We start from the raw sequence: 15,694 nt of genomic DNA on the forward strand, positions 1-15,694 counted from the left end.
GTCTAGGCTTCCGACAGGTCCGCGCCCAGGCCGCGCATCAGGTCGGCAAAGCCCGGGAAGCTGGTGGCGATCATGCCCGGTTCGTCAACGGCCACGCCCTGCTGGGCGGCCATGCCGAGGATCAGGTGGCTCATGGCGATGCGGTGATCGCCGTGGGTGTGGACCAGACCACCACCGCGTACGGGGTGATTGCCGCCGCGGGTTCCCATGACGATCATCCCTTCGGGCTCTTCCTCGACGCTGACGCCACAGGCCGTGAGGCCTGCCGCCGTCAGGGCGATGCGGTCGCTTTCCTTGACCCGCATCTCGCCGATGCCGCGCATCACGGTCGGGCCGTCGGCGAAGGCGGCAGCCACGGCCAGGATCGGATACTCGTCGATCATCGCCGGCGCGCGCTCGGGCGGCACGACCACACCCTTCAGCTGGGAATAGCGAGCGGTGATGTCGCCGACCTCCTCGCCGCTGGACATCCGGACGTTCGAGATCACCAGATCCGCGCCCATCTCCTGCAGGGTCGTGAACAGGCCGGTGCGCAGCTCATTGAGCATCACGCCCTCGACCGTGACCTCCGAGCCCGGCACGATCAGGCCGGCCACCAGCGGGAAGGCCGCCGACGACGGATCGCCGGGAACCGAGACATGGGTCCCGGTCAGTTTCTGGCCGGCCGGCAGGCGGATATGGCGGGCACCGTCCCTGTCCTCGACGATCACCTCGGCCCCGAACCCGCGCAGCATCCGCTCGGTGTGGTCGCGGGTCGCTTCCGGTTCGATCACCTCGACGCCGCCCTCGGCATGAAGGCCGGCGAGCAGCACGGCTGATTTCACCTGGGCCGAGGCCATGGGCAGGCGATAGGTCAGGCCGCGCAGATTGCCGCCCTTGAGGGTCAGGGGCAGGCGGCCCTTGTCGCGGCCCAGCCAGGTCGCGCCCATGCGGGCCAAGGGGTCTAGAACCCGGCCCATGGGCCGGCCGCGCAGCGAGTGGTCGCCGGTGAAGGTGGAGCAGATGGCGAAACCGGCGGCGGCACCCATGATCAGGCGCACGCCCGTACCGGCATTGCCGCAGTCGATGACGTCGGTCGGTTCGGAAAAGCCGCCCTGGCCCTCGATGCGCCAGCGGCCGGCACCCTCCTGCTCGACCCGCGCGCCGAAGGCCCCCATGGCCCTGGCCGTGGCCAGGACATCATCGCCCTCGAGCAGGCCCTCGACCGTCGTCGTGCCCGTCGCAAGGGCACCCAGGATCATGGATCGGTGCGAGATCGACTTGTCGCCGGGGGCGCGGACAGTGCCGCGAAGGGCTCCGCCGGGCCCGCTCTTCAGTCCAGCCGCCGTCATGCCGTAACCGGCTCCCTAGTCATGGTGGGGTTCGCGAGGGGTTTGCTTTTGACAGCGGGCCCTGGTCATGGCAAGTGACCGGCCGCTTTTCCCATCTGGATCAAAGGTTCGCCTCTTGGCCAATCCCGAATTGGGCGCAAAACAAATTTGCCCCAACTGCCAATCGAAATTCTATGACCTGGGCCGCCGTCCGGCCCTTTGCCCGAAGTGTGGCGAGTCGTTTGATCCGGAAGAGGCGCTGAAATCGCGCCGCGTCCGGGCGCGCGCCGTCACCCCGGACTATGACGCCGAGGACGAGAAGCCCGCTCCGGAGCCCAAGGACGAGGATGGCTTCGAGGACGAGGTCGATGAGACGCCGGAAATCGACAAGGTCGAGCCGGACGTCATCGAGACCGACGACGAAGACGCCGATCCGGGCGCGCCGACCCCGGCGGGCGGCGACGATCTGGGCGTCGACTTCGCCGAGGACGAAGATCTTGCCGAAGACGAGGCTGATGACGTCCCGTTCCTCGAAGACGAGGACGAAGATGTGCTCGACGACGAGATCGAAGGCCTTCCGGGTGCCGACGACGACGATCGCTAGGGCCTGAACCGGCCTTCGAAAAATTCTTCGAAAAAAGTTCGCCGGGAGGGTTGATCCAGAAATCCTCCCGGCATAGGTTCCGCGCCTCGCCGGGAGCGACCTGATCGGTCCAGGCGAGAAACACCAAGGTTCTCTTGGGAAACCAAGGACCTCGGGGCTTTAGCTCAGCTGGTAGAGCGCTTGCATGGCATGCAAGAGGTCAGCGGTTCGACCCCGCTAAGCTCCACCAAGACGGCCGCTTCCCTAAAGGGAGCGGCCGTTTCCATTTCCGGCCGCCCCTGACAAACTTCCGCCCTTGCTGTCCCCTCATCCTGGCGCGTCCAAGGATGGTGAACGCAGGACCGGTAGGAGCGATCTCATGCGACCATGGCTGCTGATTGGGCTGGCCGGCGGCCTGAACCTGCTGGTCCAGGCGACAGAGGGCGGATCGGGCACGACGCCCCGCCTGTCGATACCGCTGCAGTGCGAACTTGGCGTCAGTTGCGTCGTCCAGAACCTGGTTGACCGCGATCCGGGCCCAAGTGCCCGGGACTACCAGTGCGGCTCCCTGACCTATGAAGCGCATAACGGGGTCGATTTCCGCCTGAGGGACCTTCGGGCCCAAAAGGCCGGCGTTGCGGTCCTGGCGGCCGCTGACGGGACGGTGGCGCGGCTCCGTGACGACATGCCCGATGTCTCGGTGAAGACGACGGGCGTGGCCGCCGTAAAGGGCCAGGAATGCGGCAACGGTCTGGTCATCAACCATGGCGGCGGCCTGGTCACCCAGTATTGCCACATGCGCCAGGGCTCACTGGTCGTGAAACCGGGGCAGACGGTCCGGCGCGGCCAGGCCCTGGGACAGGTTGGGCTTTCCGGCCTGACCGAGTATCCGCATCTGCACTTCACTGTCCGGCAGGGCAACGCGGTCATAGACCCGTTTGCGCCGGATCCCGGGACGGCAGGGGCCTGCGGGTCCGGACCCGGTCTGTGGACGACCGCCGCCGCCGCCCAGATGCGCTACAAGCCGCGCGCCGTGCTCAACTCTGGCTTTGCAGCCGGCCCGGCGACCATGGAGGCCATCGAGGCCGGAGATCTCGCCCGGCCGGGCTCAGCGACCCCTCTGGTGGCCTATGTGCGCGCGATCGGCCTTAAGGTCGGCGATGAGGCCCGCCTGACCGTCAGGGGCCCGGATGGTGTGGTACTGGCGGAAACCAAGATGGCGGCCCTGACCAGCGCCAAGGCCCAGTTCATGCTGTTCACCGGCAAGAAGGCCCCGGCAGGAGGGTGGCCGCGGGGCCACTATGAAGCTCATTATGTGATCCTTCAGGCCGGGGGGGGCGTGACAGAGGCCCGCTGGTCGATCACAATTTAACGATCTTGTGTCGGCGATCCCGGATTGGCCCGCGTTTCCCCTTTCAGGTGAACCGGATCTGTGGCATATTCTGATCTCAGCCTTGTTCTCCAGCGCGGCTGTGTCACTCCGGCCGGGCGGCGAAACCTGATGGTTTTGCGGCCCGGCCGTTCGAGTTTTGGAGCTTGAGCTTAAGCCAGGTTGTCCCGGCTTGCGGCGCTCCGTTTTCATTCCGCTATGATCTGTGCCTGCCTCAGCCGGCCCTTCTTGTTGGGCGAGTTTGGCATGCGTGGGCTTGACGCAAGGCCTGGCGTCTCCGTTCAGGGCCTTGTGGACCCGGCAAAAAAAGGGGGCCGCCCCGGAGGGCGGCCCCGCAATCCTAATCGACTTCCGTCAGATTACTCAGGAGCGGTGCTCACGAAGGAGGCCGCCGACACGTCGTTCAGGGTCGAACCCTGCAGGACGACGACGTTGTCCGTGGTGGTACCAACGCTTTGCGAGTCGACGAACACGTAAACGTCCGAACCGACCTGGACAGCGACGAACCGAACCACCAGGTCCGCAGCGAACTTGGCATTGGCCAGGGCCAGAGCGGCCGTGTAGCTGGCGGCGCTGTCTTCGAAGTAGTTCGAGGTCGCACCGGCCAGACCGAAGTCCATGGCGTCGTCCGCAGTGAAGCCGGTGATGATGTCCGACACCGAGTTGCCGGCATCAGCGATCGTGGCATCGGTCGACGGGCTGAAGATGAACAGGTCAGCGCCGGTACCACCGGTCAAGACGTCCCGACCCAGGCCACCGGTGATGGTGTCGTCGCCAGCGCCACCCAGGAGGGTGTCGTTGCCCGAACCACCCTGGATGCTGTCGTTGCCGTCACCGCCGTCGATGCTGTCGTTGTTGTTCCCGCCCGAGAGGCTGTCATTCCCCAGGTCGCCGAACAGCAGGTCATTGTCGTCGCCGCCCGAGATGACGTCATTACCCTGGCCACCGCGCAAGGTGTCGTCGCCAAAGTCGCCGTTCAAGGTGTCATTGCCCAGGTTGCCCTGGATGAAGTCGTTGCCGCCGGAGCCGCTAAGCCCATCATTGCCCTGGCCGCCATAGATGGTGTCGTCGCCACCGCCACCTTGGACGTTGTCATTGCCCTGGTTACCCTGAGCCCAGTTCCCCCTGTAGGACAGGGTTATGGTGTCATTGCCTTCACCGCCGAAGATGGTGGCGACGCCCTCGGTTGCGGTCAGGGTGTCGTTGCCGTTGTCGCCATTAATGACATCATTGCCGAGACCGCCGATGATGGTGTCGTTGCCGACGCCGCCGTTGAAGATGTCGGCCGAGCCGCTGCCCCCTTCGTTATCGACGAGAGTGTCATTGCCGGTGCCGCCGTTGATGGTGTCGGTGCCGTTGCCGCCAACAATGGTGTCATCGCCAGCGTCGCCGTTGATCAGGTCGCTGCCGTTGTCGCCGGTCAGGGTGTCAGCGTCAGCGCCGCCGGTGATCACGTCATTGCCGTTGCCGCCGAGGACGCTGTCAGCGCCGGTCGAGCCGCTGATGCGGTCGTTGCCGTTGCCCGCGTCAACCGTGCCCGCGCCGGTCAGGTACAGGGCGTCGGCGAAGCCGGTGCCCGTGACGCTGGTGCCCGAACCGATGTCGAACTTCGAACCGTCCGAAAAGGTGATCTCGCTCAGGGCCGTCGCTTCGAAGGTCACCGAACGGGTGCCATAGGTCACGATGATCTTGGCCGTCGTGGTCGGGGTGGCGTCGGTCAGGGTGTAGGTCACGCTGGCGGCCGTCGCGGCTTGAGTCGCGAAGGTCAGGATATCGGTGCCGCCCACGAAGCCAGCGGCTTGCGAGTCGGTGATCGTCTCAAAAACGTACGTAGTCGTCGGAAGCATTACTGGCATCAAAAACTCCAAAGTCGTGATCAACAGACGCAAGAGCCCACCCTCTCGCACCATAGGGTGGAGAGCCTGAGTTCTGCGGCCGAAACTAAAACGCTTGCTGGAGGCGTTGCCCCCCGGTCAAGCTTGCCCAGGACACCGATATCCGTTTGGCTTCGTGACTACAACCACGCGTCGATGAACGGCGCTCAATATCGTATTTTGACTTTCGAAAGACGGCGAAACATGGGAACAGGGGCCGTCAGCCTTGTTCTCCAGCGCGGCTGTGTCACTCCGGCCGGGCGGCGAAACCTGATGGTTTTGCGGTCCGGCCGTTCGAGTTTTGGAGCTCGAGCTTAAGCCAGGTTGTCCCGGCTTGCGGCGCTCCATTTTCATTCCGCTATGATCTGTGCCTGCCCTCCGCCGGCCCTTCTTGTTGGGCGCGTTTGGCTTGCGTGGGCTTGACGCAAGGCCGGGCGTTTCCGTTCAGGCCCTTGTGGACCAGACAAAAAAAGGGGGCCACCCCGGAGGGTGGCCCCACAATCTTGGTTCGTCGTCGCGACTTAGGAAGCGAGCGACACGAACGAGGCGGCCGAGACGTCCGCCAGGGTCGAACCCTGCAGGACGACGACGTTGTCCGTGGTGGTGCCAGCGGTCTGCGAGTCAACGAACACGTAGACGTCGGTACCGACCTGGACGGCCACGAACTGGACCACCAGGTCAGCAGCGAACTTGGCGTTCGCCAGAGCCAGAGCGGCCGTGTAGCTGGCGGCGGTGTCTTCGAAGTAGTTCGAAGTCGCACCAGCCAGACCGAAGTCCATGGCGTCGTCCGCGGTGAAGCCGGTGATGATGTCCGACACCGAGTTACCGGCATCAGCGATCGTGGCATCGGTCGACGGGCTGAAGATGAACACGTCAGCGCCGGTACCACCGGTCATGACGTCCTGGCCCAGGCCACCGGTGATGTAGTCGTCGCCAGCGCCGCCCGCGAGGGTGTCGTTGCCGTCGCCACCGACGATCGAGTCAGAACCGTCGCCGCCGTCGACATTGTCATTGCCAGCGCCGGAGTTGATGGTGTCGTCGCCGAGGTCACCGAAGATCAGCTCGTTACCGGCCGAGTCGTTGATGACGTCGTTGCCCTGACCGCCACGGATGGTGTCGTTGCCACCGTCGCCGTTCAGGATGTCATTACCCATGTTGCCCTGGATAAAGTCATTGCCGCCACCGCCAACGATGGTGTCGTTGTCCTGGCCACCATAGATGGTGTCGAGGCCAGCATCACCGTTGATGATGTCGTTGCCCTGGTTGCCCTGGGCCCAGCTGCCGGCCGAGTTCAGGATGACGGTGTCGTTGCCGAAGCCGCCGAACAGGGTGTCGGTGCCAGCGCCGGCGACGAGGGTGTCGTTGCCGTTGTCGCCGTTGATGGTGTCGTTGCCGAGACCGCCGGTGATCGAGTCAGCGTCGTTGCCGCCGTTGAACACGTCGGCAGCGGCAGTGCCGTCGCCGTCGGTGATGACGTCAGCGCCGGTGCCACCGTTGATGGTGTCGATGCCGTTGCCGCCCGAGAGGGTGTCAGCGCCCGAATCGCCGTTGATCAGGTCGTTGCCGTTGTCGCCGGCCAAGGTGTCAGCGTCAGCGCCGCCGGTGATGACGTCGTTGCCGTTGCCGCCGATGACGCTGTCAGCGCCGGTCGAGCCGCTGATGCGGTCGTTGCCGTTGCCGCCGTCAACCGTGCCAGCGCCGGTCAGGTACAGGGCGTCAGCGAAGGCGGTGCCCGTGACGTTGGTGCCCGAACCGATGTCGAACTTCGAGCCGTCCGAGAACGTGATTTCGCTCAGGGCGGTCGATTCGAAGGTCACCGTACGGGTGCCGTAGCTCACGATGATCTTGGCCGTCGTGGTCGGGGTGGCGTCGGTCAGGGTGTAGGTGACGCCCGCAGCGGTAGCGGCCTGATCAGCAAAGGTCAGGGTGTCGGTGCCGTTCACGAAGCCAGCGGCTTGCGTATCGGTGATGGTTTCAAAAACGTAGGCAGTCATCAAAAGCTCCAAGGTTGTGATCGCTGGCCAGGAGAACTCTACCCTCCCCACCGGTTCGGTGGAGCGCTTTGTTCCCTGGCCGAAACTAGAACTTGCTCTTGGAGCGATGCCCCCGGTCAAGTTTGCCCCAGTGTATCGATATCCGTTCGGTTTGGAGACTGCAACCAAGCCGCACTGCAAGGGTTCACTTTTCGTAAAGTTTTGACTTTCGGCGGGCGGCGAAACATGGGAACAGAAAGCGTCGGCCTTGTTCTCCAGCGTGGCTGTGTCACTCCGGCCGGGCGGCGAGACCTGATGGTTTTGCGGTCCGGCCGTTCGAGTTTTGGGGCTTTAGCCGCCGCCGGTTTGCCCCAGCTTGCGGCACTCTATTTCCGTCCGCTGCAATAGGGCCAGTGTTCCCTTCGCCCTGTCAGGGCCGTCTGGCCTTGTCCAGGACAGGCTCAAGGCTGCACGCCCTCGCTCAGACGCTCGTCGGCCATGCATGAAAAGGGGGCCACCCCGAAGGGCGGCCCATTCGGCGCCTGCCCCCAGATCAGTCGCCCGAAACGAACGAGGCGGCCGAGACGTCCGCCAGGGTCGAACCCTGCAGAATGACGACATTGTCCGTGGTGGTACCAACGGTTTGCGAGTCGACGAACACATAGACGTCCGAACCGACCTGAACCGCGACGAACCGAACCACCAGGTCCGCAGCGAACCTGGCATTGGCCAGGGCCAGAGCGGCCGTGTAGCTGGCGGCTGTGTCTTCGAAGTAGTTCGAGGTCGCACCCGGCAGGCCGAAGTCCATGGCGTCGTCCGCCGTGAAGCCGGTGATGATGTCCGACACCGAGTTGTCGGCATCAGCGATCGTGGCATCGGTCGAGGGGCTGAAGATGAACACGTCCGCGCCGGCACCACCGGTCATGACGTCGCGACCCAGGCCACCGGTAATATAGTCGTCGCCGGCACCGCCCGCGAGGGTGTCGTTGCCGTCACCACCAACAACGAGGTCATTGCCGTCGCCACCGTCGACAGTGTCGGCACCAATGCCGGCATTGATGGTGTCATTGCCCAGATCACCGAAGATCAGGTCGTTACCTTCCGAGTCGTTGAGGGTGTCATTGCCCTGACCTCCACGGAGGGTGTCATTGCCCGCATCGCCGTTCAGGACGTCATTGCCGAGATTGCCCTGGACGAAGTCATTGCCGCCGGCACCGACGATGGTGTCATTGTCCTGGCCGCCATAGAGGGTGTCCTGACCCTCCTCACCGGTAATGGTGTCATTGCCCTGGTTGCCCTGGGCCCAGCCGCCGTCAGAACTCAGCGCGATGGTGTCGTTTCCATAGCCACCGAAAATGGTGTGGATGCCGGCATAGGACGTCAGCGTATCATTGCCGTTGTCGCCATAGAGGGTGTCATTGCCTCCGCCTGAGGTGATGGTGTCGTCGCCGTCGCCGCCATAGAGAAGGTCGTCGCCTGCCTGGTCTTCGCCCTCATACTCGCCGATGGTATCGGCACCGGTGCCGGCATAGATGGTGTCCTGGCCATTGGCCCCGCTCAGATTATCGTCCCCAACATCACCATTGATGATGTCATTGCCGTTGCCGCCCCACAGGGTGTCGTTGCCGTTGCCGCCGGCGATGGCGTCGTTGCCATTATCGCCCCTGAGGAAGTCGGCCAGGGTTGAACCGCTGATACGGTCGGAGCCGTTGCCGCCGTTGACCGTGGCAGGACCGGTCAGAAAGATTGCGTCGGCGAAACCGGTGCCATTGATCGTGCCTGAACCGACCTGGAACTTGGAGCCGTCGGAGAAGCTGATGACATCCAGACGGTTGGTGCCGGTAGACGCAAAGGTCACTGAGCGTGCGCCAAAGGTCACCGTGATCTTGGCGATCGTGGTCGGCGTGGCTTCGGTCAGGGTGAAGGTGACGGCTGATGCGGTAGCCGCCTGATCAGCAAAGGTCAGGCTGTCGGTGCCATTCACGAAGCCTGCGGCCTGGCTGTCGGTAATGGTCTCAAAAACGTAGGCAGTCATCTAACACTCCAGAATCGAAATCATCAGCCACAAGGCCGCCGTCCCTCGGACCCGATGGGTACAAGGCCCGCTTTGCGTGGCCGAACCTTAAGGCTTGTTCTCGTTGGCGGTGGGCCTCGGCCATACCGCCTCTGTTGGTGCTATCCGGCCGGCTGGACGGGCGCAACCGGGAGTCGCTGAACAGTGATAAGTTTCGCCCTCTGCTGTCTGGGCGGCGCCTAATCCTGGGGCATAGTCTTTCGGCCCTGGCCTCCGAAGAGGCGGTTTCACTCTGGTCAGGCTGCGATGGCCGAAAACTTTGTGGGTCGGCCCCTGGGGTAGTGTCCCCCGCCCGGGCCCTCGGCGACTGGACAAAAAAAGGGGGCCACCCCGAAGGATGGCCCCGCAATCTTCAGCCTGTGAGGCGAGGCTTAGCCGGCCGAGGCCACGAAGGACGCGGCCGACACGTCGTTCAGGGTCGAGCCCTGCAGGACGATGACGTTGTCCGTGCTCGTGCCGAGGGTGGCCGAGTCCACGAACACATAGACGTCCGACCCGACCTGGACAGCCACGTACTGCACGACCAGATCCGCAGCGAACTTGCCGTTCGCCACGGCCAGGGCGGCCGTATAGGTGTCGGCGGTCGTTTCGAAGTAGTTCGAGGCAGCGCCTTCCACGTCGATCGCGATCGTATCCTCGGAGGTGAAGCCGATGATGACGTCCGACTGCGAGTTGCCGGCGTTGGCGATGGTCGATTCGTTCGTGGCAAACACGAACAGATCGGCACCGGTACCGCCATTCAGGACGTCCTTGCCCTGACCGGCGGCGAGGGTGTCGTTGCCTGCGCCACCCAAGATGGTGTCGTTGCCCGAACCGCCCGAGAGGCTGTCGTTACCGTCGCCGCCGTCCAGGCTGTCGTTCTGATTGCCGCCCAACAGGGTGTCATTGCCCAGGTCGCCGAACAGCAGGTCATTGTCGTCGCCACCGGAGATGACGTCATTGCCCTGACCGCCGCGGATGGTGTCGTTGCCAAAGTCGCCGTTCAGGGTGTCATTGCCCAGGTTGCCCTGGATGAAGTCATTGCCGTCGCCACCGGAGACCGTGTCGTTGTCCTGGCCGCCATAAACAGTGTCATTGCCAGCGTCGCCGGTGACGGTGTCATTGCCCTGGTTGCCCTGGGCCCAGCTGCCGGCAGCGTTCAGGATGAGGGTGTCGTTGCCGAAACCGCCGAACAGGGTGTCAGTACCAGCGCCGGCGACGAGGGAGTCGTTGCCGTTGTCGCCACTGAGGGTGTCGTTGCCGAGACCACCGGTGATGGTGTCGTTGTCGTTGCCGCCGTTGAACACGTCAGCAGCGCCGGTGCCGTCGCCGTCGGTGATGACGTCAGCGCCGGTGCCACCATTGATGGTGTCGGTGCCGTTGCCGCCCGAGAGGGTATCAGCGCCAGCGTCGCCGTTGATCAGGTCGTTACCGTTGTCGCCAGCCAGGGTGTCTGTGTCAGTGCCGCCGGTGATGACGTCGTTGCCGTTGCCGCCGATGACGCTGTCAGCGCCGGTCGAGCCGCTGATGCGGTCGTTGCCGTTGCCGCCGTCAACCGTGCCAGCGCCGGTCAGGTACAGGGCGTCGGCGAAGGCGGTGCCCGTAACGTTGGTGCCCGAACCGATGTCGAACTTCGAGCCGTCCGAGAACGTGATTTCGCTCAGGGCCGACGATTCGAACGTCACCGAACGGGTGCCATAGGCCACAATGATCTTGGCGGTCGCGGTCGGCGTGGCGTCCGTGAGGGTGTAGGTCACGCCAGCAGCCGTCGCGGCCTGGTTGGCGAAGGTCAGGGTGTCGGTGCCGCCCACGAAGCCTGCGGCTTGCGCGTCGGTGATGGTTTCAAAAACGTACGCAGTCATCAAAAGCTCCAAAGTTAAGATCGCTGGCCACAAGCACGCGGCCCTCGCACCGGTTTGGTGGAGAGCCTTGTTCCCGGGTCGAAACTAGAACTTGCTCTTGGAGCGATGCCCCCGGTCAAGTTTTGCCCAGGCTACCGATATCCGTTTGGTTTAGAGACTGCAACCATACCTCGCTGCAGCGCATCAATTTTCGTATTTTTGACTTTCAGCAGGCGGCGAAACATGGGAACAGGATCCGTCGGCCTTGTTCTCCAGCGTGGCTGAGTGTCTCCGGCCGGGCTGAACAGTTTTTCTGTTTCAGCCCGGCTGTTTTCGTTTCTGTAAGACTTTGGAAGGGTCGGGATCAGGCCGGAATAGTATTCGAGCGCCCGATTATCGTCGCGAACCCGTACTTGGCCAGCCAGAGAATGCCGCGCTCGAGCAGTGTGCTGCGGATCGGCGGATGGGGTTTGGTGAGCTCGCCCACACTGCACTGGCGCACGGCGGACAGGGCATCGACCAGGGCCTTCAGGTCCTGCTCTGTCGGCAGGACGCTGGCACCGATCCGGGCCATGGGCTCATGAACCATCAGCCTCACCGCGTCCCAGGTCACGCCCGGATTCAGTCGCACCATGCTGGACGGCGAAAGATACTCGGTCGGGTAGGAGGCAAACAGGGTGAAGGGGTCCAGGCGCCAGGGGTTGTTGGGCACGTTGCGCGGACGGTTCAGCGGCGTCCGTTCCGCCAGACGCCGGCTGTTCATCTCGCCCCACAGGGTCTGGTAGGACTTGATCACCGTCGCCCAGTCGAAGTCCTTGACGGCGCGCTCGCGGGCATTGGCCCCCATCTTGCGGCGCAGTTCGGGATCGTCGACCAGGGTGGCGATGGCGCGAGCGGCCTCCTCGACATCGACGACCGTGGTCTGGCTTGCGGCGCCGACATAGGCGTCATAGCGCATCCACTGATTGGCATAGCGATAGGCCATGTCCTCGCCCTTGCCCGGGCCCGGCGCGTAGGTGGCAATGCGGAAGCCATCGATGCCGTGACGCACCGTATCGCGATAGCCGTCCCAGTCGGACACCACATTGGGGATGCCCGCGGCCATGGCCTCGACCGGTGTGAGGCCGAAGGTTTCCTGTACATTGTCCGATAGGGACAGGAAGAAGTCACCCACGGCCCAGATCGAGAACCGCACGTCCGGCAAGCGGCCGTCGAGCGGGATGTACTGGATACTGGGGCAGGCTTCGCGGCTAGCCTTGTGATAGTTTTCGGTGGCGATATCGCTTCCGGCCCAGCCGGCCACGACCCAGGCGATCTTCTTACCGGACAGGGCGGCGGCACGTTCCAGCGCCAGGCCCATGGGGATCGGGTTCATCTTGCCGGCAGGGCTGAAGCGCCCGACATAGAGACAGACCACCGTATCGTCCGGGATGGCCAGTTTCTGTCGCCATTCGGCCTTCTGGGCCGGGGTGGTGATGAAGTCGGAGACATTGACGCCCAGCGGAATGGTTTCCAGGCGCGGCCGGGGTACATGGGTTGCCCCATGGACATCGGCCAGATAGGCGGCGGTGGCCTCGAACTGGGTCTCGACGGCGGCTCTGACAGCGCGTGAGGTACAGATCAGGGCGTCCCAGGGCTTGACCGGCGCGATCAGCATATTGCCGATCATGTCCATGACCTGGTCGCTGGCTGTGGTGTGGGTAATGCCGCAGATCGCATAGGCGCTGTCACCGAGCGGACGACGGGCCCAGGATTCGAGCGCCAGGCGTGGCGCGGCGAAATTGACCACGCCCACCGTTCCGAGCGCGGTGCGGTTGTTGCTGTGGATCATGGTGGTCGGCTTGCGGATCGGCTCGACCAGATTGACGAAGGCCTGCAGGTCCTTGGGTGGGCGGTCGGCCACGTTCCAGAAGTGGTAGGCGTCGACATCCGCATGCCGCAGATAGCCGCGCAGGAAGCTCTCGCCCGCGGCATGGCGGCCCATCAGGGTCTTGGAGGATGTGTCGAAGGCTTCGGGGTTCAGATAGAGGACGGCGTTTGACATGAATTCCGTCCTACCGGATCGCTCCCGCTATTGGGACAAAAAAAAGGGGGCCATCCCGAAGGATGGCCCCACAATCTTAGTTCGTTGCAGTCGTCTTAGACGGCGAGCGACACGAACGAGGCGGCCGAGACGTCCGCCAGGGTCGAACCCTGCAGGACGACGACGTTGTCGGTGGTCGTGCCGGCGGTCTGCGAGTCAACGAACACGTAGACGTCGGTGCCGACTTGGACGGCCACGAACTGGACCACCAGGTCAGCAGCGAACTTGGCGTTCGCCAGAGCCAGAGCGGCCGTGTAGCTGGCGGCGGTGTCTTCGAAGTAGTTCGAAGTCGCACCAGCCAGACCGAAGTCCATGGCGTCGTCCGAGGTGAAGCCGGTGATGATGTCCGACACCGAGTTGCCGGCATCAGCGATCGTGGCATCGGTCGACGGGCTGAAGATGAACACGTCAGCGCCGGTACCACCGGTCATGTTGTCCTGGCCGAGGCCACCGGTGATGTAGTCGTCGCCAGCGCCGCCCGCGAGGGTGTCGTTGCCGTCGCCACCGACGATCGAGTCAGAACCGTCGCCGCCGTCGACATTGTCATTGCCAGCGCCGGAGTTGATGGTGTCGTCGCCGAGGTCACCGAAGATCAGCTCGTTACCGGCCGAGTCGTTGATGACGTCGTTGCCCTGACCGCCACGGATGGTGTCGTTGCCACCGTCGCCGTTCAGGATGTCATTACCCATGTTGCCCTGGATAAAGTCATTGCCGCCACCGCCAACGATGGTGTCGTTGTCCTGGCCACCATAGATGGTGTCGAGGCCAGCATCACCGTTGATGATGTCGTTGCCCTGGTTGCCCTGGGCCCAGCTGCCGGCCGAGTTCAGGATGACGGTGTCGTTGCCGAAGCCGCCGAACAGGGTGTCGGTGCCAGCGCCGGCGACGAGGGTGTCGTTGCCGTTGTCGCCGTTGATGGTGTCGTTGCCGAGACCGCCGGTGATCGAGTCAGCGTCGTTGCCGCCGTTGAACACGTCGGCAGCGGCAGTGCCGTCGCCGTCGGTGATGACGTCAGCGCCGGTGCCACCGTTGATGGTGTCGATGCCGTTGCCGCCCGAGAGGGTGTCAGCGCCCGAATCGCCGTTGATCAGGTCGTTGCCGTTGTCGCCGGCCAAGGTGTCAGCGTCAGCGCCGCCGGTGATGACGTCGTTGCCGTTGCCGCCGATGACGCTGTCAGCGCCGGTCGAGCCGCTGATGCGGTCGTTGCCGTTGCCGCCGTCAACCGTGCCAGCGCCGGTCAGGTACAGGGCGTCAGCGAAGGCGGTGCCCGTGACGTTGGTGCCCGAACCGATGTCGAACTTCGAGCCGTCCGAGAACGTGATTTCGCTCAGGGCGGTCGATTCGAAGGTCACCGTACGGGTGCCGTAGCTCACGATGATCTTGGCCGTCGTGGTCGGAGTGGCGTCGGTCAGGGTGTAGGTGACGCCCGCAGCGGTAGCGGCCTGATCAGCGAAGGTCAGGGTGTCGGTGCCGTTCACGAAGCCAGCGGCTTGCGTATCGGTGATGGTTTCAAAAACGTAGGCAGTCATTCTTGTTCTCCAAAATCGTGTCAATGGGCCGCAAGACCGCCTGCGCCCCCACCACGGAGGTGGAGAACCTGCGTTCCTTAGCCGTACCTAATCGTTCCCCCGAGGGTGACGACCAAGGTCAAACAAGCCCGCGCTATAGTTATCCAATCCACGGAATTTGCGCAACAGTCGAAACACGCCGTCCCCGCCGGTTTTAACGTCGGGCTAACCGGTGATAAATTTGCAACAAAAACAAGCGCCTGCAAGGGCCGCGTCGCGGTGCTCCGCACCCAGACCATAGCAGGGCGGACGAATCGTTCAGGTTGAACCCGCCACCGGGAAGCCGGAGAGATCAGCAAAAAGCCGCTGATCGGCCGCATAAATGCTCTGCAAAAGAGCAACGTCTTCCGCTGTCGGATGGTCTGAGGCGCTCATTTCTCGTCCGACATGTGACCTGCGGGCCGCAATCGGGGCTGAGAATCGCGGGACGCCCAGAAAATCCGTCACCCGGGCCAGGGTAAGGTCTGGACGGGTCGCGAGGTCTTCCGAGGACAGCAGCAGGGTCTGGGATTTGGGAAAGATCCCGTAGAGGCGCTCGAGCTGGGCCCCGTAAAACCCGCGCTCGACATAGCTGTACTCACGATGGAAACCGGGCGTGGCGGGATCGGCGTGCACGCGGTCGCGCCCCTCTCGGATGCACCAGGCGAAGGCGTGGGTCTCGGCCCCGCGACCATACTCCATCCGCCAGTGCGACCAGGCCCGCTCGATCGGGTCGCGAAACAGCAGGACCAGCTTCATCTGCGGATTATAGGCAGCGATCCGCTCCAGGCAGTTGGGCCAGTAGAGATAGATCGGCGTCGCCTCGCCCCGCACGGCCGGGGCCGGCCGCGTGAACAGGGCGTGGTAGCGGCCATAGTCCGGTGCCGACCAGTCGATGCCGCGCTCGTCATCAAAGAAGTGGGCCTCCTTGATCCCCGGCAGATCCAGAGACGGATGCTCGACCAGATAGTCGAACAGGGCCGTGGTGCCGCCCTTCTGGACGCCCGCGATCAGAAAGGCGACGGACCGGTCCGGCATGG

10 protein-coding genes and 1 tRNA gene are annotated in these 15,694 nt (G+C 64.0%); 3 read left to right on the plus strand and 8 right to left on the minus strand.

Annotated features, from left to right (window positions below; translation table 11 throughout):
• Window positions 1–2 precede the first annotated feature (2 nt).
• Window positions 3–1,331, minus strand: coding sequence for a 3-phosphoshikimate 1-carboxyvinyltransferase (gene aroA, locus AQ619_RS17040; protein ID WP_062150482.1), 1,329 nt, complete (start codon window positions 1,329–1,331; stop codon window positions 3–5).
• 115 nt (window positions 1,332–1,446) lie between these two features.
• Here aroA and AQ619_RS17045 point away from each other — a divergent pair, with 115 nt between their 5' ends.
• The 3 genes from AQ619_RS17045 (at window position 1,447) to AQ619_RS17055 (ending at window position 3,265) form a co-directional block, all read left to right on the plus strand.
• Window positions 1,447–1,914 carry a TIGR02300 family protein gene (locus AQ619_RS17045; protein WP_062150485.1) on the plus strand — a complete coding sequence of 156 codons (468 nt, stop codon included), beginning with the start codon at window positions 1,447–1,449 and terminating at the stop codon, window positions 1,912–1,914.
• A 153-nt stretch (window positions 1,915–2,067) separates the two neighbouring features.
• A tRNA-Ala gene (locus AQ619_RS17050) sits at window positions 2,068–2,143 on the plus strand.
• Window positions 2,144–2,272: 129 nt separating this feature from the next.
• On the plus strand, window positions 2,273–3,265 hold the full coding sequence (locus AQ619_RS17055) for a M23 family metallopeptidase (RefSeq protein ID WP_062150487.1): 993 nt from the start codon (window positions 2,273–2,275) through the stop codon (window positions 3,263–3,265).
• 377 nt (window positions 3,266–3,642) lie between these two features.
• Here AQ619_RS17055 and AQ619_RS17060 read toward each other — a convergent pair whose 3' ends face one another.
• The 7 genes from AQ619_RS17060 to AQ619_RS17090 all read right to left on the minus strand — a co-directional run bounded on the left by AQ619_RS17060 (window position 3,643) and on the right by AQ619_RS17090 (window position 15,692).
• A complete protein-coding gene (locus tag AQ619_RS17060; protein WP_166504293.1) occupies window positions 3,643–5,139 on the minus strand; it encodes a calcium-binding protein in 1,497 nt (498 codons plus the stop codon).
• A gap of 539 nt (window positions 5,140–5,678) precedes the next feature.
• Window positions 5,679–7,151, minus strand: coding sequence for a calcium-binding protein (locus AQ619_RS17065; RefSeq protein WP_062150494.1), 1,473 nt, complete (start codon window positions 7,149–7,151; stop codon window positions 5,679–5,681).
• Between the two features lie 532 nt (window positions 7,152–7,683).
• Entirely contained in the window at window positions 7,684–9,165 is a 1,482-nt protein-coding gene (locus AQ619_RS17070; RefSeq protein WP_062150497.1) for a calcium-binding protein, read from the minus strand.
• 410 nt (window positions 9,166–9,575) lie between these two features.
• Complete coding sequence (locus AQ619_RS17075) at window positions 9,576–11,045, minus strand: calcium-binding protein (RefSeq protein WP_062150500.1); 1,470 nt, start codon at window positions 11,043–11,045, stop codon at window positions 9,576–9,578.
• Window positions 11,046–11,388: 343 nt separating this feature from the next.
• Window positions 11,389–13,068, minus strand: coding sequence for a glycosyltransferase family 4 protein (locus AQ619_RS17080; protein ID WP_062150503.1), 1,680 nt, complete (start codon window positions 13,066–13,068; stop codon window positions 11,389–11,391).
• Window positions 13,069–13,163: 95 nt separating this feature from the next.
• On the minus strand, window positions 13,164–14,636 hold the full coding sequence (locus tag AQ619_RS17085; protein WP_062150506.1) for a calcium-binding protein: 1,473 nt from the start codon (window positions 14,634–14,636) through the stop codon (window positions 13,164–13,166).
• Between the two features lie 297 nt (window positions 14,637–14,933).
• Window positions 14,934–15,692 (minus strand): sulfotransferase family protein, encoded by a 759-nt coding sequence (locus AQ619_RS17090; RefSeq protein WP_062150509.1) that lies wholly within the window; start codon window positions 15,690–15,692, stop codon window positions 14,934–14,936.
• Window positions 15,693–15,694 lie beyond the last annotated feature (2 nt).

Source organism: Caulobacter henricii, assembly GCF_001414055.1.
GTDB lineage: Bacteria > Pseudomonadota > Alphaproteobacteria > Caulobacterales > Caulobacteraceae > Caulobacter > Caulobacter henricii.

Bases quoted from the DNA above. Each gene is read 5' to 3' on its own strand.
- aroA (WP_062150482.1), bottom strand. From the start codon at position 1,331: ATGACGGCGGCTGGACTGAAGAGCGGGCCCGGCGGAGCCCTTCGCGGC.
- AQ619_RS17055 (WP_062150487.1), top strand. From the start codon at position 2,273: ATGCGACCATGGCTGCTGATTGGGCTGGCCGGCGGCCTGAACCTGCTG.
- AQ619_RS17060 (WP_166504293.1), bottom strand. From the start codon at position 5,139: ATGCCAGTAATGCTTCCGACGACTACGTACGTTTTTGAGACGATCACC.
- AQ619_RS17065 (WP_062150494.1), bottom strand. From the start codon at position 7,151: ATGACTGCCTACGTTTTTGAAACCATCACCGATACGCAAGCCGCTGGC.
- AQ619_RS17070 (WP_062150497.1), bottom strand. From the start codon at position 9,165: ATGACTGCCTACGTTTTTGAGACCATTACCGACAGCCAGGCCGCAGGC.
- AQ619_RS17075 (WP_062150500.1), bottom strand. From the start codon at position 11,045: ATGACTGCGTACGTTTTTGAAACCATCACCGACGCGCAAGCCGCAGGC.
- AQ619_RS17080 (WP_062150503.1), bottom strand. From the start codon at position 13,068: ATGTCAAACGCCGTCCTCTATCTGAACCCCGAAGCCTTCGACACATCC.
- AQ619_RS17085 (WP_062150506.1), bottom strand. From the start codon at position 14,636: ATGACTGCCTACGTTTTTGAAACCATCACCGATACGCAAGCCGCTGGC.
- AQ619_RS17090 (WP_062150509.1), bottom strand. From the start codon at position 15,692: ATGCCGGACCGGTCCGTCGCCTTTCTGATCGCGGGCGTCCAGAAGGGC.